The following is a 25,619-nucleotide window of genomic DNA, read 5'->3' on the forward strand; positions in this document are numbered from 1 at the left end:
CCACAGTGGATCTGTGTACGCCAAACCTGTGGGAGCGGGCTTGCCAGCGATGCTGTTGTGCTGCAACCGCCGCAGCCACTGCTGACCCGCTGCTGCCCTGGCAACACCCCTGCCCTCAACCCCCTGTAATTCCGGGCCCGCGCGGCGTGGCATGGGCGTTGCACCAGTGTCCTCACATTCACCGAGGAACAGCCATGAGCACCGAATTCTTCTGGCGTCTGCCCCTGGGCACCGACGGCCCGCAACTGAGCACCGACAAGCACAACCGCGGCAGCTTCAGCCACACGCCCGGGCATATCGCCCCCGGCCTGCTGCAGGACGGCAGCGCCGACGGTTTCACCTACATCGACTACATCGCCCAGGTGGCCAAGGCCGCGGAACTTGCAGGCTTCGAAGGCGCGCTGTTGCCCACCGGCCCCGAGCCGTGGATCGCCGCCGCGGCCCTGGCCCGGGAAACCCGCCGGCTGCGCTTTCTGATCGCCTTCCAGGCCACCTGGACCCTGCCCGCCTACGCCGCCCAGCAGGCGGCGATCCTCCAGCACCTGAGCCACGGGCGCCTGGACTGGAACATCATCACCGGCGGCAACCCGGCCAGCCAGCGCGCCCAGGGTGACTTTCTCGACCACGACCAACGCTACAAGCGTACCGGCGAGTTCCTCGACATCATCCAGGGTTTGTGGAGCAACGAGCGCTTCTCTTACGACGGCGACATCTACCGCCTGGAAAACGGCGCACTGCCGCCGCACCTGGGTAACGAACGCAAGCCAGGGGTGTACTTCTCCGGCTTCTCCGAGCCGGCACTAGAAGTCGCCGCCCGCCACGCCGACGTGTACCTGAACTGGGCCGAGCCGGTTGAGCAGCTCAAGCCGCACATCGAGCGGGTACGTGAGCTTGCCGACAAGCAAGGGCGCACGGTGCGCTTCGGTCTGCGGGTCGACCTGTTCGCGCGTGAAACCGAAGAAGCCGCCTGGCGCGACCTGCGCCGTCAGTTCGACAAGCTCGGAGGCAAGCCCAGCGCCGTCTCCACGGCCTTCACCAGCGCCAGCGACTCGGTCGGCGGTGCACGGCAAACCGCCTATCACCAGAACATCCAGCGCTTCGACGACCTGATCATCGGTCCCAACCTCTGGGCCGGATTCGCCAAGGCCAAGCCTGGGCCGACCGTGGGCCTGGTGGGCAGCCACGAGCACATTGCCGAGCGCCTGGCCGAGTACCGCGACGCCGGCTTTTCGACCTTCATCCTGGCCGGCAACCCGCACCTGGAAGAAGCCCTGCGCATCGGCCAAGAGGTGCTGCCGCTGGTGCGTCAGGCGCCGCCCGCCGCCCTGCCCCTGACCGCTACTGCCTGACCGGAGCCTGACATGAGCACACCCCTCGATACCCTCTGGTACACCCGCTGCCCGGTGCCCACGGGGCTGGGCATCGCCGTGCAGCAAGGCTGGTTACAGGACAGCCTGCGCAGCCTCGGCACCCAGGTGCAGTCGATCCGCGAGGCCGACGATGCTGCGGTGCGCGAGTCGCACTTCGATCACAGCCTGCGCCATTCGGTGCGCCATGGCGGCAGCATCCCGGCGATCTGGGCCCGCGCCCAAGGCCGTGCCACGCGCCTGATCGGGCTGTCCTGGGCCGATGAAGCGCAGTTGATCCTGACCCGCGCCGACAGCGGCATTCACAGCATCCAGCAGCTGGCTGGCAAGCGTTTCGGCTTGCCCGACCGCGCCCGCGCGCAGATCGACTTCACCCGCGCCCAGGCCCTGCGCGGGCTGGAAAACGCGCTGAAACTCGAAGGCTTGCAGGTCGGCGACTTGCAGCTGGTCAACTTCCGCTACGACAGCGGTTTCAGTGACAGCCCGGTGCGCGTTGTTGCCGGCAGCAGCGTGACCAGCAGTGAAGAAGCGCGCAATCTGGAATTGATCGGCCTGCTGCGCGGTGACGTCGATGCGATCTTTCTCAAGGGCGCCAGCGCCGTGCAGCAGGCCCATGATTTCGGTCTGCGCACATTACTGGACATCGGCGCCCACCCCGACCCGCTGATGCGCAGCAACAACGGCACGCCGCGCACCCTGACGGTCGACCAGGCGCTGCTCGACCAGCACCTGCCCGTCGCCACCCGGGTGCTCGACAGCGTGCTGCGCGCCGAAGCCTGGGCTCACCAGCACCCGGAGCAGACCCGCCGCTACCTGGCCCTGGAAACCAACAGCAGCGAGTACTGGGTCAGCCGCGCCTACGGCGAAGACGCCCACAAGCGCCTGCACACCGCCCTCGACGAACAGGCCATCGCCGCCCTGCAGGACTTCATTGCCTTCCTGCAGCGCTGGCGCTTTATCCGCACGGCGTTCGATGTGCGCCAATGGATCGACCGCCGCCCCATGGATGGGCTGCAGACCACACTGGCCGGCTAACCGGCCACTCTACAAGGACTGGAACCCACGATGAGTACACCCCTCGACACCCTCTGGTACACCCACAGCCCGGTGCCCACCGGCCTTGGCATCGCCGTGCAAAGCGGGCGCCTGGCCGAAGCCTTCCAGCCGCTGGGCACCTCGATACAGTCGCTGCGTGAATCCAGCGAGCGCGAAGTGCGCGAAGCCCATTACGACCATCACCTGCGCAACTCGGTGCGCCACGGCGGCAACATTCCGGCGATCTGGGCCTATGCCAGCGGCGTGCAGACCCGCGTGCTGGGCCTGAGCTGGGCCGATGAAGTGCAGTTGATCCTGACCACCGAAGACAGTGGCGTGCGCACGGTTCGCGACCTGAAGAACCGCCGCTTCGGCCTGCCGAAATGGGCCAACGTGCAGATCGACTTCACCCGCGCCCAGGCCCTGCGCGGGCTGGAGAACGCGCTGAAACTCGAAGGCCTGAGCGTGGCCGATGTCGAGCTGGTCGACTACCCCTATGGCGGCACTCACAGTGATGAACAGGTCACCCATGTGCATGGCGCAGCGGTGACCCTGGGGGTGAACCGGGTCAGCCGGCGCAACAACGAACTGATCGGCCTGCTGCGCGGGGATATCGATGCGATCTTCCTCAAGGGCGCCTCAGCGCTGCAACTGGCCCACGAGTTCGGCTTGCGGGTGGTGATCGACACCGGCTCCCACCCTGACCCGCTGATTCGTTCGAACAACGGTACGCCGCGCACCTTGACCGTGGATATCAACCTGCTGGAGCAGCACTTCGGTGCCTGCAAGCGCATCGTTGACGTGCTGCTGCGCACCGAGCAGTGGGCCTGGGCCAATGCCGATGAAACCCGGCGCTACCTGGCCCGTGAGCTGAACACCAGCGAGTATTGGGTGGCGGCGGCCTATGGCGAGGATGCCCATCGGCGCTTGCGCACCACGCTCGATAGCCGCTCGATCGAGGCGTTGCAGGATTTCACCGACTTTCTCCATCGCTGGGCCTTTATACCGCGGCGCTTCGATGTGCGTGAGTGGATTGATTTCAGGGTGCTGGAGGCGGTGATCGGCTCCACTTCGCGGGTGGCGACCTGAGGTTTTTTGGGGCTGCTTTGCAGCCCATCGCTGGCAAGCCAACTCCCACAGGGTTCGCGATTGCTGCTGGAGCAGCAGGCATTCCACACCGCCCTGCTGAATAGCTAACAGTCACCGCTAAAAAACCCAATAAAACCCTTTAAATACAGCATGTTATAAACATGGCACAAACCCTGCTCTATCCCCTTCAACTGCACATCCGGGGAGACCAGCAGCATGCACACACTTAACCCAATCGCCACAGGCATCGGCCTGAGCATCCTGCTGGCCAGCCAGTCGCAACTGCTCAGGGCCGACGACAGCACCACACCGGCCCTGAAGACCGTCACGGTCACCGCCCAGCACCGCGAAGAAACCCTGCAGGAAGTCCCTGTGGCGGTCACCGCCGTGCAAGGCAGCAGCATCACCGCCGACGGCGTTCGGGCCATGGGCGACATCACCACGTTCATCCCCAACGCTTCAGCGAAGAACCCCGACGGCGACGGCCGCCCGCGCTGGTACATCCGCGGCCTGGGCACCGGCGACACTGGCGCTGCCACCGTCTACCCGGTGGGCATCTACGCCGACGACGTCTACCTCAATGCGCCGGTGGCCGGCGGCGGCCCGCTGTTCGACCTGGAGCGCATCGAGATCCTGCGCGGCCCGCAAGGCACCCTGTACGGCAAGAACACCACCGCTGGTGCAGTGAACATCATCTCCAAGAAGCCGGGCTTCGAGACCGACGGCTTTGGCACAATCGGTTTTGGCAGCAAGAACGAGCGCATCCTCAGTGGTGCCATCGGTGGCGCGCTGGTCGATGAGCGCCTGGCCGCACGGGTGTCGCTGTACTCCGAAGAGCGCGATGGCTTCACCCACAACCTGAGCAACGACCAGACCTACGGCGACGTCAACAAGAAGGCGGTGCGCGTGCAGTTTCTGGCCAAGCTCAACCCCGACCTGGAAGCGCTGTGGAAGATCCACGGCCGCCAGTTCAAGGGCGATGGCAGCAGCGGTTCGCTAACGCTCGGCCGCTACTACAACGTCGGTTACCAGCGCCCGGAAGGCCGGCGCATCGAGCTGAACGTCGATGAAGATGCCAAGCTCGACCACAACGGCACCTCGCTGACCCTGAACTGGGACATCGGCGACTACACGCTGACCTCGATCAGCGCCTACGACTACATCCGCAACCAGCAGCTCAGCGACGCCGACTACACCCCCTATGAAGTCAACGGCGCCGCCGACAGCGACAACCGCTACGACCAGTATTCCCAGGAGTTTCGCCTGGCCTCGCCGCAGCAGGAAACCCTGCGCTGGATGCTCGGCGCCCACTACTTCCACGAAACCCTCGACAGCAGCGCCCTGCGCACCGTCACCCCGGGGCCGACGCCCAATGGTACGGGCTCCAACCAGACTGGCGGTGTGGTGGACTTTCGCGACCTGAGCTACACCCACAAGACCGACAGCTACGCGCTGTTCGGCAACCTGGCTTACGACGTCACCGACAACCTGACGGTGACCGGCGGCCTGCGCTGGACCACCGAGAAAAAGGACATCGACCTGGACCTGGTGCAACTGACCCGCGCCACCGCCAACGGCCCGCTGATCCCGCTGACCGCCAACGGCAGCAACGGCTCCCAGGAAGAAGCCAAGCGCTGGGATGCCTGGACCTACGACCTGACCCCCGAGTACCGCATCAATGACAACCTGCGGGTGTTCTTCCGCTACGCCCATGGCTTTCGTTCCGGTGGGTTCAACACCGGGCTGTCGACCAGCCTCGCGCAGTTGACCACGGTCGATCCGGAAGAGCTGGACGCCTACGAGCTGGGGCTTAAATCCGAATGGCTCGACCATCGCCTGACGGTCAACGCCAACCTGTTCTACTACGACTACCAGGACATCCAGGTCAACCTGCTGACGGTCAACAACGGCATCCTCACCACGGCGCTGACCAACGGTGCCAAGGGCAAGGTCAAGGGCGCCGAGCTCGAAATCGAGGGCCAGCCAACCGACGCCCTGCACCTGCGCGCGGCGCTGTCGTTCCTCGACACCGAATACACCGACTTCAAGAACACCAACCCCACCACCGGTGCTGTCACCGCCGACTACAGCGGCAACAGTTTCGTGCGTTCGCCGCGCTACGTGGTGTCGCTGGGTGGCGACTACACCATCCCGCTGGAAGTCGGCGGCAAGCTGGTGGCCGGTGCCGATGTCAGCTTCCGTGACCGCGAGTACTTCCTCGCCGATCGCCAGAGCAGCGCCGACCAGCCCCTCAACCAGCCGCACTACACCCTGGCCAATACCCGCCTGACCTGGTTCAGCCCGGATGAAAAGCTCAGCGTCACCGGTTTCGTCAACAACCTCACCGACCGCCGCTACCAGGTCCACGGCCGCCCCAACGGCACCGCCGGCCAGTACGTGATCACCTATGGCGACCCGCGCACCGTGGGCCTGAGTGTCACCAGCCGGTTCTGATCGCTGCACCTTTTGCGCCTTACAGGAGTCTGTTCCCATGTTCCGACCTACCCCCAAGGCCAGCGCCATCGCGCTGGTCATCGGCGGCTTCGGCGCGCCCGGCGTTTACGCCCAGGCGCCGGGCGCCAGCGACAGCAAGCTCGACACCGTGGTGGTGGTCGGCACCCGCCGCAGCGATGTCACCGCCCTGGAAAGCGCCGCCCCGGTGGATGTGCTCAGCGCCGAGCAGTTGCAGGAAACCGGCGCGCAGGATTTGTCCGGTGCGCTCACTGCGCTGTCGCCGTCGTTCAGCTTCCCGCAGTCGCCGCAAGGGGCCTTTGCCGGCTCCATTGCCCAGGGCGCTTCGTTGCGCGGCCTGGCCTCCGACCAGGTGCTGGTGCTGGTCAACGGCAAGCGCCGCCACAGCAGTGCCAACGTCACCCGCCAGGGCCTGGCCAACGGCCGCGGTGCGGCGGCGGTGGACTTGAGCCTGATCCCGCTCAGCGCCATCTCGCGGGTGGAGATCCTGCGTGATGGCGCCGCTGCCCAGTACGGCTCGGATGCCATCGCCGGGGTGATCAATATCGTGCTCAAGGAGAACGACGCCGGCGGCAACATCGGCTATCGTTTTGGCGGCTACGCCAAGGGCGACGGCCTGCAGCGCAAGCTCAGCGGCTGGAAGGGCCTGGCTCTGCCCAACGATGGTTTTCTCAACCTGAGTTTCGATGCCGGCAGCCAGGACCCGGCCAGCGACACCCGCCCGGACAACCGCATTTTCTACCCCGGCTCCCCCAGCATCAACAGCGAGCGCGAACAGAACAACCGCTACCGCACCTGGAACTGGGGCTCGGGCAATGTCTCCGACCAGTACAACCTGGTGGCCAACAGCGAGCTCGGCATCGGCGACGGCCTGACCGCCTACGGCTTTGCCACCTACGCGCACAAGAACACCGACGCCGAAGGCTTCTTCGACCCGCCGACAACCCTGCGCAACAACTACGGCAGCGTGGCCCTGCAGCGCTACCCGGACGGTCGTTTGCCGATCACCCGCTACAACCTTGAAGACTATGCCGTGACCGGTGGCGTGCGTTACGAAGACGATCAACTGGGCAAGTTCGACCTGGCGGCCAACTACGGCAACGACACGCTCAAGTCCACCGACCGCAATGCCATCAACCCCAGCTGGGGCAACGCCAGCCCGCAGAAGATCTACACCGGCGAGCGCGAGAACGAACAGACCAACCTGACCCTGGACTGGGTCCGCGACTTCCCTACCGACCTGCTGGCCAAGCCGCTGACCCTGTCGGCGGGCCTGGCCTGGCGCAAGGAGCACTACAGCCTGAGTGCCGGCGAAGCGGCTGGCTGGCAGAACGGGCCGCTGTTCAACACGCTCGACCCACTGAGTGGCCGGCGCATTCCCGGTTACTACGCAGGCATCACCCAGGTCGATGCCGCGTCGCTTGAGCGCAAGGTGTTCGGTGCCTATGTCGATGTCGAAGGGCAGATCACCGACAAGTTCCAGGCCGGGGTTGCGGTGCGTTCCGAGCATTATTCGGACTTTGGCGACACCACCAACGGCAAGCTGTCGCTGCGCTACGACTTCACCCCGCAAATCGCCGCACGCGGCAGCATCAGTTCCGGTTACCGCGCGCCATCGCTGGTGCAGAGCGGTTTGTCGTCGTTCAGCGTGCAGGTGGTCGAACAGCCTTCAGGCAGCGGCAACTGGGTCGAAGTACAGCAGCGCACCCTGCGCGCCGACAGCCCGGAGGCGGCCTTGCTCGGTGGCCGCACGTTGAAGCCCGAGGAGTCTACCAACCTGTCCCTGGGCCTGGTCTGGCGCCCGCTGAGCAACGCTTCGGTGACCCTGGATGCCTACCGCATCGATATCGACAACCGCATCACCCTCTCCGACCAGTTGCCCAGCAACGTGGTCGGGCCGATCTTTGCCGGCACGCCCTACGCCAACATCCAGAGCGCGGCGTTCTACACCAACATCGCCGACACCCGCACCGACGGCCTGGAACTGGCGGGGCAATACCAGTGGGACTTGCAGCAGTTTGGCCGGCTCAACCTCAACGCAGGCGTTGCCAAGACCCGCACGCGAATCACCGAGCTGCGCGATGTCGGCGGTATCAGCGGCGAGCAGATCGTCGGCCGCGCCACCCAGGGCCTGATCGAACACGGCACGCCGGAAGACAAGCTGACCTTGAGCGCCAACTGGCTGTACGAGAACTGGGGCGTGACCCTGACCCAGCGCCGTTATGGCCAGTGGCAGAGCCTGAACAGCAGCAACCCGAACCTGGACCAGACCTTCAGCCCGCAGTGGATCACCGACCTGGACCTGAGCTACAGCTTCGAGCAGGGGCTGAAACTGTCGGTGGGCGCGATCAACCTGTTAGACAGCCATCCGGACAAGCTCGAAGGGCCGCAGTTGTACGGGGTGCCGAAGTATTCGATTACGTCGCCGGAGGGGGCGCAGGGGGCGTTTTACTATGCGAGTGTCAGTTATGACTTTTGAGGCTTGAAGACCGCCATCGCTGGCAAGCCAGCTCCCACAGGTACAGCATGCACCGAACCTTGTGGGAGCTGGCTTGCCAGCGATGGGGCCCTATGGAGCTAGTAGTAGGCGTTCTCTTTCTGACTGTGGTCAGTCACATCACGCACACCCTTGAGTTGCGGAATACGCTCGAGCAAGGTCCGCTCGATGCCTTCCTTCAAGGTCACGTCGGCCTGGCCGCAGCCCTGGCAACCGCCACCGAACTGCAGCACGGCAATACCGTCCTCGACCACTTCGATCAGGCTGACCTGGCCGCCGTGGCTGGCCAGCCCCGGGTTGATCTCGGTTTGCAGGTAGTAGTTGATGCGCTCGTTGATCGGGCTGTCTTCGTTGACCATCGGCACCTTGGCGTTCGGCGCCTTGATGGTCAGCTGGCCGCCCATGCGGTCGGTGGCGTAGTCGACCACGGCGTCCTCGAGAAACGGCACGCTGACCGCGTCGAGGTAGGCGGTGAAGGATTTAAGGCCCACCGCTTGGTCTTCCGGCTTCTCTTCGCCCGGCTTGCAGTAGGCAATGCAGGTCTCGGCGTAGGTGGTGCCCGGTTGGGTAATGAAAATGCGAATGCCAATACCCGGGGTGTTCTGCTTTTCCAGCAGATCGGCCAGGTAATCGTGCGCGGCGTCGGTAATAGTTATGGCGCTCATGGAAGTTCCTCACAGACTTGTCGGCAGTTTACGCCAACCTGGCCGCCGAACAAAGTCCTAGTAATTCTGTCGGGAAAGATCATGTTCAGAGATTCTCGTAGCGGTTCATGTCGAGCACGCCCGACTCTACCGGCTCGGTCTCCTTGATGTAGCTGTCGAGGTCATGGAAGTACTGCCAGAACTGCGGATGGCTGCGACGCACGCCCCAGCGCATGACAATACGCTCGAACTTGGCGGTGTCATCACGGGCCGCTTCCAGGTCCTCGACGAACTCCGGCACATCACTGGCCGGGACGTTGAAGATGAAGTTCGGGTAGCTGCTGAGCACGCCCGGCACCAGGGTCAGGGTGTCCAGGCCCGGCTGGTAACGGTAGGCCTCGCCGAGCATGAAGGCGACGTTGCTGTGGGCGCGGTTGCGCAGCAGGCTGTAGACCTGGCGCTGGCCACCCGGCCCTTCGATGCGCAGCATGGTCGCTTCCGGCAACTGGTTGATCACCTTGAGGCCGGCCGCCGGGCGTGATACCAGGCGGCTCAGGGCCTGTTCGACATCGCGGAACGCTTCGCTCATCTGCGGGCGCGAGCAGTAGGCACCCTGACACCGGTTGATCGGGTCGGGCGTGGCATTGAGGCTGCCGGTACGCTGAATCAGCTTGAGGCCGAAGTCACGCTTGGGGTCGCGCTTGTCCAGCTTCAGCGCGCTCGGGGTGGCGGTGTCGATGTCCTCATAGTCCATCCACATCTTCACCTTGCCGCTGTTCTGGTACCAGTCGCCGAGGATCGCAGCACGGGCATCGGCCGGCATCAGGCGCAGGAAGTTGACCTCGGCGCCATTGCGGATCAGGTCGAAGTACAGCCGCGTCTGCGCCTGGTGCGAGACGTTGCCATAGACGTCGAAGTTGACCGCCAGCTGGTAATAGGTGCGCTCGAACAGCGGGTAGTCGAACAGCCAGATGGTCTTCGGCACGTCACCGATCAGGCCCTTGCTCACCGAGGCGCTGTCGAAGTGGCGGAAGATGGTCAACAGCGCGTTGTCATTACCGGCCCACAGGGTCGACCAGCTCGGCGGCGGGACTTCGGCATAGGCATCGCGGCGCAGCTTTTCGTACTCGTTGCGCTTGTCGCGGTAGGCATGCCAGAGGGTCAGGATGCTGCCGACGTCGTCGATCTGCCCGGGCATGGCCAGCAGCGGCGTGGCCTGGCCGCGATACTCGGCATCGGTCAGGTAGCGGTCGTGGGCCGGTTCCTGGAACAGCGTCCAGAAGTTGTCGCGGATCACGTCGGTGGCGATCTGGCCACGGCACACCGGGCCACGGATGAAGGTGCGTACGAAGTACTCGGCGTTATCGAGCATGAACTGGTAACGGGCCACCGCCGGAATCGCTTCGAAGGTCTCGAACGGGTTGGCACGGTGGCGCGGGCCATAGCCGGGCAGCGCATTGGCGTGCCAGTCGCCGCTGTAGAACAGCTGCTTGACGCGCTTGAGCTTCTGCGGGCCCATCGGGTAGGTGATGTGGGTTTTATGCACGATCACGCCCTGCACCGGCATCAGCCGGTAATAGAAGTCGGTGCCCGGCGGGTCATTGGGCCGGCGCGTGGCGATCAGGTCGATCGGCTGGCCGCTTGGCGTGCGCGATCGCACCCACTGGAAGAAGTGCCCCTGCTCGCCACCGACAAAATGAATGTGGGCCAGGAACAGATGCTCGTACAGCCAGCGGCCGACCAGCGCTTCGGTCGAACCCGGGCGGTTGAGCAGCGCCTCCCAGTCGGCGATCTGCGCGGCCTCTTTGGCGCTCGGCTGGATCGGGTTGTGCTCCACCGGCGCACCGGCCGCCAGCCAGCGTTGCAGGGTCTGGTACTGGGCATCGGTGAGGCCGGTGACCGCCAGCGGCATGCCCTCTTTCGGGTGTGCGCCGGCATAGGCGTCGAACTCGCCGGGCAGCGGGCACATGTTGTTGCGGTTCAGGCCCAGGACGATCTCCTCGGGCAGCTTGGCGTTGGGCGTCAGCGGGGTCTTGTGCCCCAGTTCGAGCATCCGCGCCATCAGCGCAGCCTGGCTGCCCTGGTTGTCGAGTACCGAGTAAAAGCCCTTGCGCTGCCAGGCTTGCGTGCTGTTGGCGTCGTAGAACAGCCGCGTCGGCGCCACCGCCGTGCTGCGGTCGCCCTGGTACACCGGCACTTTCGAAGCGCCCCGCGAGGCACCCTCGGCACTGCCCAGGTTCAGCTGGCAGGCCGCGTCGTTGCAGGCGTGGCAGGCCACGCATTTCTCGGTAAAGATCGGTTGGATGTCCCGGGTATACGAAATAGCCGAGCTTGATTGAGGGGCTTGCCCCAACGCCACGCCGCTGATGAACAGAGCGAAAGCGCCGGCAAGTAAGCGATGCACCATGTGCCGAATGTCCTGGGTATTGATAGCTTCACGATTCTACCGGTGCTGGCGGCGTGCCAACATGAATGAAATTCATGTAAATCTTCAACACGTCTAAAAACCGCGCAGCTTTGTTATTATTCCGCAACTTTTGTATTTGCCCGACCAGGTAGTCCTATGTCTGACCGCAGCGCTCGTTTCCAAGCACTTCAGCAAGCACTCAAAGAGCGCATCCTGATTCTCGATGGCGGCATGGGTACTATGATCCAAAGCTACCGCCTCGAGGAACACGACTATCGTGGCACGCGCTTCGCCGATTGGCCAAGCGATGTCAAAGGCAACAACGACCTGTTGCTGCTGTCGCGCCCCGACGTCATCGCCGCTATCGAGAAAGCCTACCTGGACGCCGGCGCCGACATTCTCGAAACCAACACCTTCAACGCCACGCAGATTTCCCAGGCCGACTACGGCATGGAAGCACTGGTCTACGAGCTCAACGTGCAAGGCGCGCGCGTCGCCCGCCAGGTGGCCGACGCCAAGACCCTCGAGACGCCGGACAAACCACGCTTCGTTGCCGGCGTACTCGGCCCGACCAGCCGCACCTGCTCGATTTCCCCCGACGTCAACGACCCGGGCTACCGCAACGTCACCTTCGATGTGTTGGTAGAAAACTACATCGAGGCCACCCGCGGCCTGATCGAGGGCGGCGCCGACCTGATCCTGATCGAAACCATCTTCGACACCCTCAACGCCAAGGCGGCGATCTTCGCCGTGCAGCAGGTGTTCGAGGAGGACGGCGTCGAACTGCCGATCATGATCTCCGGGACCATCACCGACGCCTCCGGCCGGACCCTGTCGGGGCAGACCACCGAAGCCTTCTGGAACTCGGTGCGCCACGCCAACCCGATCTCCGTGGGCCTGAACTGCGCCCTCGGCGCCAAGGACCTGCGCCCCTACCTCGAAGAGCTGTCGACCAAGGCCGGCACGCATGTCTCGGCGCACCCCAACGCCGGCCTGCCGAACGCCTTCGGTGAATACGACGAAACCCCGGCCGAAATGGCCGTGGTGGTCGAAGAGTTCGCCGCCAGCGGCTTTTTGAACATCATTGGCGGTTGCTGCGGCACCACCCCCGGGCATATCCAGGCAATTGCCGAAGCGGTGGCCAAGTACCCGCCACGGGCCATTCCGGACATCCCCAAGGCGTGCCGGTTGTCGGGCCTGGAGCCGTTCACCATCGACCGCAACTCGTTGTTCGTCAACGTCGGTGAACGCACCAACATCACCGGTTCCGCCAAGTTCGCCCGGCTGATCCGCGAAGAGAACTACACCGAAGCCCTGGAAGTCGCCCTGCAGCAGGTCGAGGCCGGCGCCCAGGTGATCGACATCAACATGGACGAAGGGATGCTCGATTCCCAGGCAGCCATGGTCAAGTTCCTCAACCTGATCGCCGGCGAGCCGGACATCTCCCGCGTACCGATCATGATCGACTCCTCCAAATGGGACGTGATCGAAGCGGGCCTCAAATGCATCCAGGGCAAGGGCATCGTCAACTCGATCTCGATGAAAGAAGGCGTCGAGGCCTTCAAGCATCACGCCAAGCTGTGCAAGCGCTACGGTGCCGCCGTGGTGGTGATGGCCTTCGACGAGGTCGGCCAGGCCGACACCGCTGCGCGCAAACGCGAGATCTGCCAGCGCAGCTACGACATCCTGGTCAATGAAGTGGGCTTCCCGCCGGAAGACATCATCTTCGACCCGAACATCTTCGCCGTCGCCACCGGCATCGAAGAGCACAACAACTACGCCGTCGACTTCATCGAAGCCTGCGCCTACATCCGCGACCATCTGCCCTACGCCCTGACCTCGGGCGGGGTATCCAACGTGTCGTTCTCGTTCCGCGGCAACAACCCGGTGCGCGAGGCGATCCACTCGGTGTTCCTCTACCACGCGATCCAGAATGGCCTGACCATGGGTATCGTCAACGCCGGCCAACTGGAGATCTACGACGAAATCCCGCCAGCCTTGCGCGAGAAGGTCGAGGACGTGGTGCTCAACCGCACCCCGCACGGCACCGACGCCCTGCTCGCTATCGCCGACGACTACAAGGGCGGTGGCGCGGTCAAGGAAGTCGAGAACGAAGAATGGCGCTCACTGCCGGTCGACAAGCGCCTGGAACACGCGTTGGTCAAAGGCATCACTGCCTTTATCGTCGAAGACACCGAAGAATGCCGCCAGCAGTGCGCGCGCCCCATCGAGGTGATTGAAGGCCCGCTGATGAGCGGCATGAACGTGGTCGGTGACCTGTTCGGCGCCGGCAAGATGTTCCTGCCCCAGGTGGTCAAGTCCGCGCGGGTAATGAAGCAGGCGGTGGCCCATCTGATTCCGTTCATCGAAGCGGAAAAAGGCGACAAGCCCGAAGCCAAGGGCAAGATCCTCATGGCCACGGTCAAGGGCGACGTGCACGACATCGGCAAGAACATCGTCGGCGTGGTGCTCGGCTGCAACGGCTATGACATCGTCGACCTTGGGGTCATGGTCCCGGCCGAGAAGATCCTGCAGACCGCCCGCGAGCAGAAGTGCGACATCATCGGCCTGTCCGGGCTGATCACCCCGTCGCTGGACGAGATGGTCCATGTTGCCCGTGAGATGCAGCGCCAGGACTTCCACCTGCCGCTGATGATCGGCGGCGCCACCACCTCCAAGGCGCACACGGCGGTGAAAATCGAGCCCAAATACAGCAACGACGCGGTGATCTACGTCACCGACGCCTCGCGTGCCGTGGGGGTCGCCACCCAGTTGCTGTCCAAGGAGCTCAAGCCGGGCTTCGTCGAAAAGACCCGCCAGGACTACGTTGAAGTCCGCGAGCGCACCGCCAACCGCAGCGCCCGCACCGAGCGCCTGAGCTACGAGCAGTCGATTGCCGCCAAGCCGAAATACGACTGGGCCGCTTATCAGCCGGTGGTACCGAGCTTCACCGGCGTCAAAGTGCTGAAGGACATCGACCTCAAGGTGCTGGCCGCCTACATCGACTGGACGCCGTTCTTCATTTCCTGGGACCTGGCCGGTAAGTACCCGCGCATCCTCACCGACGAAGTGGTCGGCGAAGCGGCCACCGCGCTGTTCAAGGATGCCCAGGAGATGCTCGCCAAGCTGATCGACGAGAAGCTGATCAGCGCCCGCGCGGTGTTCGGTTTCTGGCCGGCCAACCAGGTCAACCATGACGACATCGAAGTCTATGGCGCCGACGGCCAGCCGCTGGCACAACTGCACCACCTGCGCCAGCAGACCATCAAGCCGGACAACAAGCCGAACTTCTCCCTGGCCGACTTCGTTGCGCCAAAAGAGACCGGCATCACCGATTACGTCGGTGGCTTCATCACCACCGCCGGCATCGGCGCCGAGGAAGTGGCCAAGGCTTACCAGGACAAGGGCGACGACTACAACTCGATCATGGTCAAGGCCCTCGCCGACCGCCTGGCCGAGGCCTGCGCCGAGTGGCTGCATGAACAGGTGCGGAAAAACTACTGGGGTTATGCCAAGGACGAGCACCTGGACAACGAGGCGCTGATCAAGGAGCAGTACGCGGGTATCCGCCCTGCCCCGGGCTACCCGGCCTGCCCGGACCACACCGAGAAGGAAACCCTGTTCCGCCTGCTCGACGGCACCGCCATCGGCGAAACCGGCCCCAGCGGCGTGTTCCTCACCGATCACTTCGCCATGTTCCCGGCGGCGGCGGTCAGCGGCTGGTACTTCGCTCACCCGCAGGCGCAGTACTTTGCCGTGGGCAAGGTCGACAAGGACCAGGTGCAGAGCTACACGGTGCGCAAGGGGCAGGACCTGAGCGTAAGCGAGCGCTGGCTGGCGCCTAACCTTGGCTATGACAACTGAAGCTGCAAGCTGCAAGCCACAAGCTGCAAGTGGGCGCATCAGCTTCTTGTAGCTTGTAGCTTGTAGCTTGTAGCTTGCAGCTTGCAGCTTGCAGCTTCCGTCTACACTGGGGGAGATGCCTTCTATAAGGAGCCCCTCATGGACGAACCCGCCCAAGGCAAACCCCCAACCTTCTGGCAGATGCTGCAAAGCATCCTGGCGGCGGCGTTCGGGGTGCAAAGCGGCAAGAACCGCGCCCGCGACTTCAACCACGGCAAGGCCAGCCACTTTATTGCGCTGGGCACCGTGTTCACCTTGCTTTTCATTCTGGTACTGATCGGGCTGGTACAACTGGCCATGCACCTTACCGCCCGCTAAACAGCAGTCCGCCCGCAGATATCCCTTCTGCGGGCGGTTCACTGTTACCCATCGCGTGATGTCACTGGTGGCTGACCCAATACACGGCGGTCACCACCACCAGGATGATCAGACAGAGTATCGCCCAGGCATCGACACTGCTGTCAGGCTTACCCGCTTTGGTCGAATTTCCCATTGCATCGCCTCTTGTAGTGGTTATGGGAATGCATGTAACCCGTTGCAGTTAAGTCCAGCAATGGCCATTGCTCAAGCAGGGGCATTTCAATATTCGACGGGGGCCTTGAGGAACGGATAACGGTAGTCGCCCGGGTGCCCTTGGGCGCTAAAACGGTTGAAATCCAGGCCGTAGTCGGCCTGTTCCTGCAGGTTCAGCCAGCGCCGCGCTCGCAGCGGGTCGATCATTTGCAACACCGGCACCTGATGTTCACGGCGCCCGTCCCGATCAATTGGCAGTTTCAACGCATCATCGTGCAGTAACACCATGGCCCAGCCGCCCAGGGAAAAGTGCCCGCCCATGAGCACGCTCAGGCGCCCGTCAATGCGCGCCTGCAGCGCCGCCGACGAACTGTTGACGGCACTGAACAGCACGTCCTTGCCCGGCACATGCCCAGCCTCGACAATCGCCTGCATGGCACCAAAGGCCATCTCGTCATTGGCCGACCACACCAGCTCGATCTTCGGGTAGCGCTGTATCAATTGCTTGGCCTGCTCATAGGCGCGCTCCCTGCCCCAGCCGCCATACACCACCTGGCGCAGGCGCACTTCGGGGTGCTCGGCCAGGGCGCGGCGCATACCCTGCTCGCGCAATTGCGAGGCCGGGGTGGTCTTGAGCCCGGAAAACGCCAGCAGTTCCAGCGGCCGGGTCAGGCCCGGCTGCGCGCGCAAGGCGATCAATTGCTTGAGCATCTGGTAGCCAGCCTGCTCGTCGTTGCCCACCAGGGTGCCGAGCAACGGCGGGTATTTGTCCGGGTGGCTGTCGATCAGCTCGGCCTGGTTCGGGGTCAGGCCGTTATTGACCAGAAACAGTTTGACCCCGCTGTCACGGGACAGTCGGATGATCTCCGGGGCGATGTACTGTTCGTTGACCAGCACCAGGTAGTCCGGGCGCCGCTGACCTTCGAGCACTTCCCGGGCCTGGGTCAGCGCCAGCTCCGGCCGGCGTTCGCTGTACTGGATACTCAGCTGCATGCCCAGGTCGTCGGCGGCAGCCTGCATGAAACGCGAATAGCTGACCCAGAAGGTCTCGTTGGAATAGCCCGGATTGAGAAACACCACTGAAGCCGCCTGTGCGCCAGCCACCAGTGGCAGGCTCAGGCAAAGGCTTTGGCACAAGGCCTTGAGCATGCGTTAACGCTCCCGCTATTCAAACCGCCGATTATAACCGCCCGTAGTGGCACATTGGCTAAACGCCAGTCAGTCTCACTTAGTCCAAATGGTTCTTTTCATATGCAAAAACTTCACTTTTGCGCATAAACGCAAACTGCTATCTTTCTTCGGCTCCGCATCGGAGTGCGCGGCCGTGCGCGCGATTAGCTGCAAGCAGCTTGAGAACAGGACCCCTATGTACGTATACGACGAGTACGATCAGCGGATCATCGAGGACCGCGTCAAGCAGTTCCGTGATCAGACCCGCCGCTACCTGGCCGGTGAACTGAGCGAAGAAGAGTTCCGCCCCCTGCGCCTGCAAAATGGCCTCTATATCCAACGTTTTGCCCCGATGTTGCGGGTCGCCGTGCCTTATGGCCAGCTGACGTCGCGTCAGACACGGATGCTGGCGAAGATCGCGCGCGACTACGACAAGGGCTACGCCCACATCAGTACCCGGCAGAACGTGCAATACAACTGGCCTGCCCTGGAAGACATCCCGGAGATTCTGGCCGAGCTTGCCACCGTGCAGATGCACGCGATCCAGACCAGCGGCAACTGCCTGCGCAACGTCACTACCGACCAGTTCGCCGGTGTCGCTGCCGATGAAGTGATCGACCCGCGCCCGTGGTGCGAGATCGTTCGCCAGTGGACCACCTTCCACCCCGAATTCGCCTACCTGCCGCGCAAGTTCAAGATCGCCATCAACGGCTCGAGCAGCGACCGCGCGGCCATCGAAGTGCACGATATCGGCCTGGAGCCGGTGTACAACGCAGCCGGCGAACTGGGCTTTCGCGTACTGGTCGGTGGCGGCCTGGGCCGTACCCCGGTGGTCGGCGCCTTCATCAACGAGTTCCTGCCCTGGCAGGACCTGCTCAGCTACCTGGACGCGATCCTGCGCGTGTACAACCGCTACGGCCGTCGCGACAACAAGTACAAGGCGCGGATCAAGATCCTGGTCAAGGCGCTCACCCCTGAAGTGTTTGCCGAGAAGGTCGAGGCCGAAATGGTCCACCTGCGCGGCGGGAGCACTACCCTGACCGAAGCCGAAGTGCACCGCGTGGCCAAGCACTTCGTCGACCCGGACTACAAGGCGCTGGACAACCTCGACTTCAGCGAACTCGAACAGCAGCACCCAGGCTTTGCCCGCTGGCGCGCGCGCAACGTGCTGGCGCATAAGAAGCCCGGCTATGTGGCCGTGACCCTGTCGCTCAAGCCTACTGGCGTGGCCCCGGGCGACCTGACCGACAAGCAACTGGATGCCGTCGCCGACCTCGCCGAGCGCTACAGCTTCGGCCAGCTGCGTACCTCCCACGAGCAGAACATCATCCTCGCCGACGTCGAGCAGAGCCAGTTGCACGCCTTGTGGCTGGAGCTGCGCGAAAACGGCTTCGCAACACCGAACATCGGCCTGCTGACCGACATCATCTGCTGCCCGGGCGGTGACTTCTGCTCCCTGGCCAACGCCAAGTCGATCCCGATCGCCGAATCCATCCAGCGCCGTTTCGACGATCTGGACTACCTGTTCGATATCGGTGAGCTGGACCTGAACATCTCCGGCTGCATGAACGCCTGTGGTCACCACCACGTCGGCCATATCGGCATCCTCGGGGTGGACAAGAAAGGCGAAGAGTTCTACCAGGTCTCCCTGGGTGGCAGCGCCAGCCGCGACGCCAGCCTGGGCAAGATCCTCGGCCCTTCCTTTGCCCAGGACGACATGCCGGATGTGATCGAGAAGCTGATCGACGTCTACGTTGAAAAACGTACCGAAGACGAGCGTTTCATCGACACCTACCAACGTATTGGCATCGACCCATTCAAGGAACGCGTCTATGCAGCGAATCATTAAGAACAACCAGATCGTCGACGAAACCTGGCACCTGCTGCCCAAGGACTTCAGCATCGACGAAGTGACCAACTGCGACGACTACATTGTTCCACTGCAGCTGTGGCGCGAACACGGTCATATGCTCATGGCCCGCGACGGCGGCCTGGGCGTGTGGCTGGACGCCGATGAAGAAGCCGAAGAAATAGGCGAAGTCGCCAACCAGTTCCAGGTCATTGCCCTGAACTTCCCGGCCTTCACCGACGGGCGCAACTACTCCAATGCGCGCCTGCTGCGTGACCGCTACAAGTTCACCGGCGAGCTGCGCGCCATTGGCGACGTGCTGCGTGATCAGTTGTTCTACATGAAGCGTTGCGGCTTCGACGCCTTCGCCCTGCGTGCCGACAAGGACCCGGTCGAAGCGCTGCAAAGCCTGCAGGACTTTTCGGTGACCTACCAGGCCGCCACTGACGAACCGCAACCGCTGTTCCGTCGTCGCTGAATGCATCGCGGGGCAAACCGACTTGCCCCGCAGTCAATCTCAAGTACCTGGATCATCCTGCGCCAAAGCTGTGCCCTCTGCCGCGCTCCTCGCGGCCCGACGCAGCTTGCGGCCTGACGTGGGGCGCTTCGTCGACTCAAGGGCGAGCCAGGCATCCAAGTCTTCATCGGCAAAGGTTTTTTTCTGGCCTACCGACGACAACGGCCCTGCCCCGTCGGCAAAGCGCCGGGTCATCAGTAAAAAGCCGGTGTGGGCGATCATCCGATGCTCGGGACGCACCGCCAGCCCTTCAAGATGCCATTCACGAACCATCGACTCCCAGGCCTGGGGCTCAGTGAAGCGCCCGTCTGCGCGTATCGCTTCAGCCGTGCGTGAAAGCTGGGTCACGGTGGCGACATAGCTGATCCATACCCCACCGGGTACCAGTACCTGGGCGACCGCATCAAGACACTCCCAGGGCGCCAGCATGTCGAGTACCACACGATCGATACTGCCCGGTGCTTCGTGCTTGAGCACCTGTTCCTGCAAATCACCCAAGGTGATGCGCCAGGCCGGGTGCGCCTGCCCGAACAGGCTCTGGACATTACCGCGGGCGATATCGGCAAACTCCTGGCGGCGCTCGATCGAGTGCAGGTAGCCGTGATCGCCCACCGCACGCAGCAAGGAAATAGACAGCGCCCCCGAACCCACGCCAGCCTCAACCACCCGCGCCCCGGGAAAAATATCGGCCATGGTCACAATCTGGCCGGCATCCTTGGGATAGATCACCGCGGCACCTCGCGGCATGGACTGGACAAAGTTGCTCAGCAGCGGCCTGAAAACATGGTACTGCAGGCCTTGGCTGCCGGTTATCCGCGAGCCTTCCGCACAGCCGATGATCTGGTCATGATCAAGATAGCCTTTGTGGGTGTGGAATTGACCACCCGGCGCCAGGCAGATGACATTCAGATGCCCACGCTCATCACTGAGCAGGACACGCTCCCCTGCACGCAACGCGCCACGTCGCTGGGACGACCCTACCGCTACCTGAGGTGCGGCTGGGGCCGATGGCGGGCAAAAACTGTTCAAAAGACGTACTCCTCCAGACTCTTGGAAAATTTCCGTGTGTCGAGACTGGAGTCGAACCAGGGCAGAGTGTTACGCAGCCGGCATGTGTCACGCCGGTGCTTGTGTAATAGCATGTGTAAAAGAGCGGCTCCCGCACCCGGCCAGGCACGGGAGCCAGCGGTTAGAGATGGGTCACCTGGTCCGGTACGCTGTTCCAGATCTGCACGGTCAGTGACTCAATCAATCGCTGCTCAGCCTCCTTTTGCCGCCGAAGGATGATGTCCGATCTGTTAAGGTGCAGCTGGTCAGCCATATCTTGCTTGTCGACCTCCAGCGCATTCTGCCGGTGAAAGTATGGTTCGTTGACCTCAGCGAAACGTGTCGCATAACGCGCCTTGAGAAAGTCGATCCAGAAGTTCCGCCCCGAAATCCCCGCCCTCAAGGATTCCGGCGTCTCCCCCTCCAGCACCTCGGTTGCGGCGCTGTCCAGTTGCGCTGCGGTGACATTGGCCATGTGCTCGAACCGCATGCCTTGGGGCTGACCTGGCAGCTCCAGCCGTTGCGCCAGCCCGATGCGGTAGGCCAGACGCACTTCGACGTCATCGACCCGAAGGCCTGCCGCTCGCCGTGCGGCGATATCACCCAAGGCAATCCGCTCCACCGCATCCAGACGGCTCAAGCCACGGGCCAGGTCGATCAGCGCGTACTCGGCACCGACCACTGTCCCGGCCTGCCTGGCTTGCTCCACCAACACCAGCACCTCCAACTGGCTGAACACCAGAGTGGTGCCGTCTGCACAGGTTTGCGGATGCGCCACGAACTCGAACAACTCTTCCCGTAAGCGGGTACTGTCGTTGGCGGCCTTGAGCATTCGCCATACGCGTTCACACAGCGCCTGGTAGCCCTGCGTGAAATCAGCACTGGAGCTCAGGTTATTGAGCAAACGGAAAAACTCGCCACTTTCCGGATATTCGGACAAGGCTTGCCAATGGCTGCGAACCTGCGCCGAGCTGGTGACGTCGGCGCCCCTTAGCCAGAGATCCGCACCCCGGGTCGGCGCTGGCAAGGCCTCGACATGAGGGCCACGTTGCACCGGCAAGATTCCCAAGGTCCGGCCAGTACGTTCGCGGTAGGCTTGCAGCCGTTGGAGGCTGTCGGCATCCAGCGGGTTGCCATGCAAGCTGGTGATGCCGTTGATGCGCTCGACTCGTTGCACATGCTCGACCGGCTCCAGTACGCTTTGCGCAATGCGGGTAATGCGGTTGTCGCGCAGATCCAGCACCGCCAGGTTTTCAAGTTCGAACACGCCTGTCGGCCAGGTGCTGATCCCGGTGTTCTTCAAGGACAGGTTGATCAGTTCCAGCATAGTGGCCACAGCCGGTGGCTGGCCAAGCGGATTATCGTTCAGGTGTAGCAATTTCAGCCTGGTCAGACGCCCAAGCACCGACCTGGTCGTCTCATTCATCACCAGATTGTTACGCTGTAACTTCAACTTGGTCAGCCCCTGCAACTCACCGACAGCATCGGTCAGCGCGGTCAGGCGATTGCCGCTGAGGTCGAGCCAGCGCAGCCTGCTGAATGCCTGCAAGAAACCGGATGGCACGGTTTGCAGGCCCATGCCTGAAAGGCGCAGGTCGGCAATGTGGCTGAAGTTTGCGGTCAACGCAGGCAACTGGCTCAGACGCAGGTTACCCAACTCCAACCGAAAGCCTACAAATCGCCCATCGCCCGCATGCACGCGGGCTGTTTCCCGGCGCCAGGCCTTTTGGATCTGCCAGGCAACCTGACGTAACACCCGCGGGTGCACAGCATCGTTCCGCACATTGCCAATATCGGTGTACTGCCCCTGCTCGACCCACTGATTCAAGGTATCGGTCAATTGCCCGTACTCCAGCCGACGGCGCTCCAGCACTTCGAGCCGTTCGACATCCGTCAGCCCCAGCCCTTCGAGGAGCGCTTCTGCTTGCGCCGGCTCCAGGATCGGATAAAGGCTGCGAACCTGGCTCAGCAGCCCGGCACTGAACCGGCCGCCGACAGCCCCACGACCGCTCAGTGGATAGCCGATACGCCCATCGGCCAGGCCCATGGGCGTGCGCAGCCAGGGCCGCACGGGCTGCTGGCCGAGCAATGTCGAGGCGCGCCGCCGATCGCTCGTTGCCAGTGCCATCAGCGATGTGCGCAGGCGCATGGGCTGATCTATCTGCAACCCCAGCGCCTGGCGCTCGCTGTCAGGCAGGGCTTTGAGCAGCGCACCGGCAATATCATCATTGACCGTCAGTTCGTTGCCTAAGGCATCGTAGGCGCTGTAGCGGCCATCCTTGCGCAGTAACGTCTTCAGGGTGCCGGTGGATTCTCCAGCCGCCGCCAGCAATTTGCCGTCGGCCGTCCCCTCATGCACCTGCAGGCGAACCTGGCCGCTCCAGCCCGGCAATTGCTCAAGCAGCCGCACCATCAGGCAGTCGCTGTCCAGGCTTGAGCGCCGGGGCTCGAACATGCCTTCCAAGGCACGGTTCAGGCGCACCTGGCGCTGGTACACGCGCGCCTCTTCGGCCAGGCGCAGGGGGACTCGGGCATCGGCACCCTGCATCTGCTGCAGTTCAGCCGAGGAGGCATTATCAACCAGCGCTTCGGCGGCGCTCAGGGGCAACGAGGGAAAATCCCGTTGCACCAGGCGCGCTTGGGCACTGGCCTGCGCGGCAGGCGTGGCATAGATACTGTCGAAAATGGCGGCCTGGCGTTGTTCTGCGCGGCCCGCCAAGAGATTGCGCAGCGCCTGCAACCGTTCGCTCGGCTGCACCTGCGCGCCCAGCAAACGCTCAATGGCCCGCCTATCCAACTGCTGGAGCATGACTTCGGGAAGCTTGTTGGCGTAGAGCTCGCTCATCAGCACCTTGAACGTCCCCGCATTGGGCCAGCGGTCCAGGCCATAAACCGTCGACGCCCCCCACAACTCGGGGCCGCGAAACACCTCGATCGGCTGGTGCAGCCAACCGGGCAGTTCCGAGGCCAGTACCGCAGCGACATCACGTCCGACCCCACCTGGCGAGCCACTGCGCAGGTTAGCGATCCAGGCCTGGAGCTGACGGTCCAGGCGCAGACGCTCCAGGGTATCGGCCAGCAGCGGCGACAGCGGTTGCTGCGTAGCCAGGACGGCGCGCAGTTCATCGTCGCTGACGCCGCTGATTTCGACAGCCTGCACCAGCTCGGCGTCGTTCAGGCCCTCGGTAACGTGCCCCAATCGCCTCAGCAACTGCAGACGGCTCCAGCTCAAGGGTTGCTCGCCCACTACCAGCCAGGCACCCTGGCCATTGTGTTTGAGTTCGGGCCGATAGGCCGACTCGTCCCACGGATGGCGCAGGGCCCACTGCCCCGCCTCGGTTTCGCTCACTTCGAAGGTGTCGTTGCCCAGGCGAATGTAGCGCTGGTTGCCGACCCGATAGTGGCCGATGTCGTCGGGTTCGATGCTGTCCAGCGCGACCTCCTGGGCATAGTCCGACAGAACCGGCTGCCAAAGCCGCTGTTGGCCATCGGCCAGCCGCACCTTGACCAGGCCGTCGACCACCTCACTGGCGCCCCCCCTCTGGAGCGCACCGCCAGCAACGCCCAGACCGGCAATGACCGCAATGTTCAGGCCGACTGACTTCAAGTGCCCCCAGGCCTCGGCCAGATCGCCCGCCTCCCATGCGTGCGCACCTTCCACCACCTCACCGATCAACTGCGCGGCAGCGACTCCCGCCATGACCACGCCGAGTGCCGGGACAAAAAACGCCGCCGCATTGAGCAGGTTGAAACCAATGGACTCCCAGTACGCCAGGCGCGCTTGCCAGGCCTGCTCATCGACGTCGGCACTGGGCACCGCCAGGGCCCGGGCGTCGTCCTTGATCTTCTGTAGATGGCGATCTTGCAGGTAAGCGAACAGCTCCTGGTCGACCACAATCTCGCGCAGGTGCAGGTTGGCATTGGGGTCAGGCAGTCGCCGGTACACACCATCGTCACCTTTGACATCGTGGTACAGCGCACCTTGCAAGCGCGTCAGCACATGCTCTTGCGATGGAGGGGAGACACAGCGGCGCAGAAATGCCTGGTAAGCGGGTTGACGCAACCTGATCTTGAGGTCGTCCAGCGCCGCCCGCACCGATGGGTACTCCTTGAGCTGCGCGCCTGGCGCACCTGGCAGGTAGAGCATCACCGGCTGGACCTGATTGTCGTCACGTACCGGCCCGACCACCAGCACGTCCGATACCGGCACGCCAAACATGCTCAGTTGGCTGCAGCGTACTATTTTGCCGTTCCAGCGTGGCGCACGTACGCCTTGCAGCAGTTCAAGCAGCACCGTGCGGCCCTGCTCGCTGATCTCCTGCTTCATGAATGCGATCTGCAGGCAAACACGCAGCAGGTCCTTGTTCAGTTCGATGGCAAGGGTGCGGCGCCGGGCGCTGGTGCGCGGATGCTCGAACACCTCGCTCAGGTGCTTCTGGTATTGACCGCCCAGGTCCAGGTCATGGCACAAGCGGGCAAACGCCTGATGATCGATGGGCAGCTGTTGCGTATAGCGATAGCGAAAACGCGGATGCGCTTCGGTTCCTGGTATCAACTCAAGAAAGAATGCATTTTTTGCCGCCAGTGCCGTACCGGTCTCAAACACGCTGTCGGCAGCAAAGTTCTGCAGCGCTGCCTGCATCAGGGTCTGGCGCCGGGGGACGATCCTGATCATCGTCGCGAGCAGTATCGGCTCCCGGTAGATCCGCACGAACTCATCGTTATCGATATCAGGCTCGGCAGCCAGATCAGCCTTGAGACGGGCCTTGAGCAAGGGCTCGCAAAAGGCGGTAATGCCTTTGAAGTCTTTGAGCTCACGCGCCAGCCGCTGAGCGGTTCGCCGACTGCGCGTCTGATAGCCCTCGAGCAGCTTTTTCTCAGCGGCGCTGGCGCCCGCGAACCAGTTGGCCAGCGCGCTAGCGTGCTGCTCGGGCACCAGTTGGGCGCCCATCCGATCGAAATCTGCAGGTGTGGAGTGCCTGACCCAATCGGGCAGACGTTGCGAGATAAAGTGGCCGTGCAGCCCGGGAGCGGATTCTGAAGGGGGGGTAGTCATGGCAGGTCTCCTATTGGCATGAACGCCTAGAAGACCTGTTTGGGGACTGAAAA

Annotated in this window: 14 protein-coding genes; 9 read left to right on the plus strand and 5 right to left on the minus strand. The window is 63.4% G+C overall.

What is annotated here, in order from left to right; translation table 11 throughout:
• Positions 1-194: 194 nt before the first annotated feature.
• From KHO53_RS25280 to KHO53_RS25300, 5 genes are all read left to right on the plus strand, one after another.
• Positions 195-1,349, plus strand: a complete 1,155-nt coding sequence (locus KHO53_RS25280; protein ID WP_010223680.1) for an LLM class flavin-dependent oxidoreductase — start codon at positions 195-197, stop codon at positions 1,347-1,349.
• 12 nt (positions 1,350-1,361) lie between these two features.
• Positions 1,362-2,402: an ABC transporter substrate-binding protein gene (locus KHO53_RS25285; protein WP_010223682.1), complete on the plus strand. Its 1,041-nt coding sequence runs from the start codon at positions 1,362-1,364 to the stop codon at positions 2,400-2,402.
• Positions 2,403-2,432: 30 nt separating this feature from the next.
• The gene (locus KHO53_RS25290; protein WP_010223683.1) at positions 2,433-3,491 is read left to right on the plus strand and encodes an ABC transporter substrate-binding protein; all 1,059 of its coding nucleotides are present in this window, start codon (positions 2,433-2,435) and stop codon (positions 3,489-3,491) included.
• Positions 3,492-3,707: 216 nt separating this feature from the next.
• Complete coding sequence (locus tag KHO53_RS25295) at positions 3,708-5,945, plus strand: TonB-dependent receptor (RefSeq protein ID WP_010223684.1); 2,238 nt, start codon at positions 3,708-3,710, stop codon at positions 5,943-5,945.
• A 37-nt stretch (positions 5,946-5,982) separates the two neighbouring features.
• Entirely contained in the window at positions 5,983-8,442 is a 2,460-nt protein-coding gene (locus tag KHO53_RS25300) for a TonB-dependent receptor plug domain-containing protein (protein ID WP_213571200.1), read from the plus strand.
• A gap of 98 nt (positions 8,443-8,540) precedes the next feature.
• Here KHO53_RS25300 and nfuA read toward each other — a convergent pair whose 3' ends face one another.
• Both nfuA and KHO53_RS25310 read right to left on the minus strand, forming a co-directional pair.
• Positions 8,541-9,125 (minus strand): Fe-S biogenesis protein NfuA, encoded by a 585-nt coding sequence (gene nfuA, locus KHO53_RS25305; RefSeq protein ID WP_010223686.1) that lies wholly within the window; start codon positions 9,123-9,125, stop codon positions 8,541-8,543.
• Positions 9,126-9,210: 85 nt separating this feature from the next.
• On the minus strand, positions 9,211-11,511 hold the full coding sequence (locus tag KHO53_RS25310; RefSeq protein WP_213571202.1) for a fatty acid cis/trans isomerase: 2,301 nt from the start codon (positions 11,509-11,511) through the stop codon (positions 9,211-9,213).
• A 156-nt stretch (positions 11,512-11,667) separates the two neighbouring features.
• Here KHO53_RS25310 and metH point away from each other — a divergent pair, with 156 nt between their 5' ends.
• Both metH and KHO53_RS25320 read left to right on the plus strand, forming a co-directional pair.
• Positions 11,668-15,375, plus strand: coding sequence for a methionine synthase (gene metH, locus KHO53_RS25315; RefSeq protein ID WP_036995181.1), 3,708 nt, complete (start codon positions 11,668-11,670; stop codon positions 15,373-15,375).
• Positions 15,376-15,513: 138 nt separating this feature from the next.
• Entirely contained in the window at positions 15,514-15,732 is a 219-nt protein-coding gene (locus KHO53_RS25320; protein WP_010223692.1) for a DUF2970 domain-containing protein, read from the plus strand.
• A 261-nt stretch (positions 15,733-15,993) separates the two neighbouring features.
• On the opposite strand, the gene KHO53_RS25325 is transcribed toward KHO53_RS25320, so the two are convergent.
• Positions 15,994-17,076: an ABC transporter substrate-binding protein gene (locus KHO53_RS25325; protein ID WP_159388784.1), complete on the minus strand. Its 1,083-nt coding sequence runs from the start codon at positions 17,074-17,076 to the stop codon at positions 15,994-15,996.
• 217 nt (positions 17,077-17,293) lie between these two features.
• Here KHO53_RS25325 and KHO53_RS25330 point away from each other — a divergent pair, with 217 nt between their 5' ends.
• Together KHO53_RS25330 and KHO53_RS25335 are read left to right on the plus strand one after the other, a co-directional pair.
• Positions 17,294-18,946: a nitrite/sulfite reductase gene (locus KHO53_RS25330; protein ID WP_010223698.1), complete on the plus strand. Its 1,653-nt coding sequence runs from the start codon at positions 17,294-17,296 to the stop codon at positions 18,944-18,946.
• Entirely contained in the window at positions 18,930-19,424 is a 495-nt protein-coding gene (locus KHO53_RS25335; protein ID WP_010223700.1) for a DUF934 domain-containing protein, read from the plus strand. The genes KHO53_RS25330 and KHO53_RS25335 overlap by 17 nt, the downstream gene beginning before the upstream one ends.
• Before the next feature lie 39 nt (positions 19,425-19,463).
• Here the strand turns inward: KHO53_RS25335 and KHO53_RS25340 are convergent, their stop codons facing one another.
• Both KHO53_RS25340 and KHO53_RS25345 read right to left on the minus strand, forming a co-directional pair.
• A complete protein-coding gene (locus tag KHO53_RS25340) occupies positions 19,464-20,492 on the minus strand; it encodes a tRNA (adenine-N1)-methyltransferase (RefSeq protein WP_249684657.1) in 1,029 nt (342 codons plus the stop codon).
• A 160-nt stretch (positions 20,493-20,652) separates the two neighbouring features.
• Positions 20,653-25,566, minus strand: a complete 4,914-nt coding sequence (locus KHO53_RS25345) for an NEL-type E3 ubiquitin ligase domain-containing protein (RefSeq protein ID WP_213571204.1) — start codon at positions 25,564-25,566, stop codon at positions 20,653-20,655.
• Between the last annotated feature and the right edge of the window lie 53 nt (positions 25,567-25,619).

Origin of the sequence: Pseudomonas sp. RC2C2, from assembly GCF_018390435.1 — a bacterium.
Taxonomy (GTDB): Bacteria; Pseudomonadota; Gammaproteobacteria; order Pseudomonadales; family Pseudomonadaceae; genus Aquipseudomonas; species Aquipseudomonas donghuensis.

What these genes read in the sequence shown, in the direction of transcription:
- KHO53_RS25300 (WP_213571200.1), top strand. Translation starts at nt 5,983, where the DNA reads ATGTTCCGACCTACCCCCAAGGCCAGCGCCATCGCGCTGGTCATCGGC.
- metH (WP_036995181.1), top strand. Translation starts at nt 11,668, where the DNA reads ATGTCTGACCGCAGCGCTCGTTTCCAAGCACTTCAGCAAGCACTCAAA.
- nfuA (WP_010223686.1), bottom strand. Translation starts at nt 9,125, where the DNA reads ATGAGCGCCATAACTATTACCGACGCCGCGCACGATTACCTGGCCGAT.
- KHO53_RS25295 (WP_010223684.1), top strand. Translation starts at nt 3,708, where the DNA reads ATGCACACACTTAACCCAATCGCCACAGGCATCGGCCTGAGCATCCTG.
- KHO53_RS25320 (WP_010223692.1), top strand. Translation starts at nt 15,514, where the DNA reads ATGGACGAACCCGCCCAAGGCAAACCCCCAACCTTCTGGCAGATGCTG.
- KHO53_RS25280 (WP_010223680.1), top strand. Translation starts at nt 195, where the DNA reads ATGAGCACCGAATTCTTCTGGCGTCTGCCCCTGGGCACCGACGGCCCG.
- KHO53_RS25290 (WP_010223683.1), top strand. Translation starts at nt 2,433, where the DNA reads ATGAGTACACCCCTCGACACCCTCTGGTACACCCACAGCCCGGTGCCC.
- KHO53_RS25330 (WP_010223698.1), top strand. Translation starts at nt 17,294, where the DNA reads ATGTACGTATACGACGAGTACGATCAGCGGATCATCGAGGACCGCGTC.
- KHO53_RS25335 (WP_010223700.1), top strand. Translation starts at nt 18,930, where the DNA reads ATGCAGCGAATCATTAAGAACAACCAGATCGTCGACGAAACCTGGCAC.
- KHO53_RS25310 (WP_213571202.1), bottom strand. Translation starts at nt 11,511, where the DNA reads ATGGTGCATCGCTTACTTGCCGGCGCTTTCGCTCTGTTCATCAGCGGC.
- KHO53_RS25345 (WP_213571204.1), bottom strand. Translation starts at nt 25,566, where the DNA reads ATGACTACCCCCCCTTCAGAATCCGCTCCCGGGCTGCACGGCCACTTT.
- KHO53_RS25285 (WP_010223682.1), top strand. Translation starts at nt 1,362, where the DNA reads ATGAGCACACCCCTCGATACCCTCTGGTACACCCGCTGCCCGGTGCCC.
- KHO53_RS25325 (WP_159388784.1), bottom strand. Translation starts at nt 17,076, where the DNA reads ATGCTCAAGGCCTTGTGCCAAAGCCTTTGCCTGAGCCTGCCACTGGTG.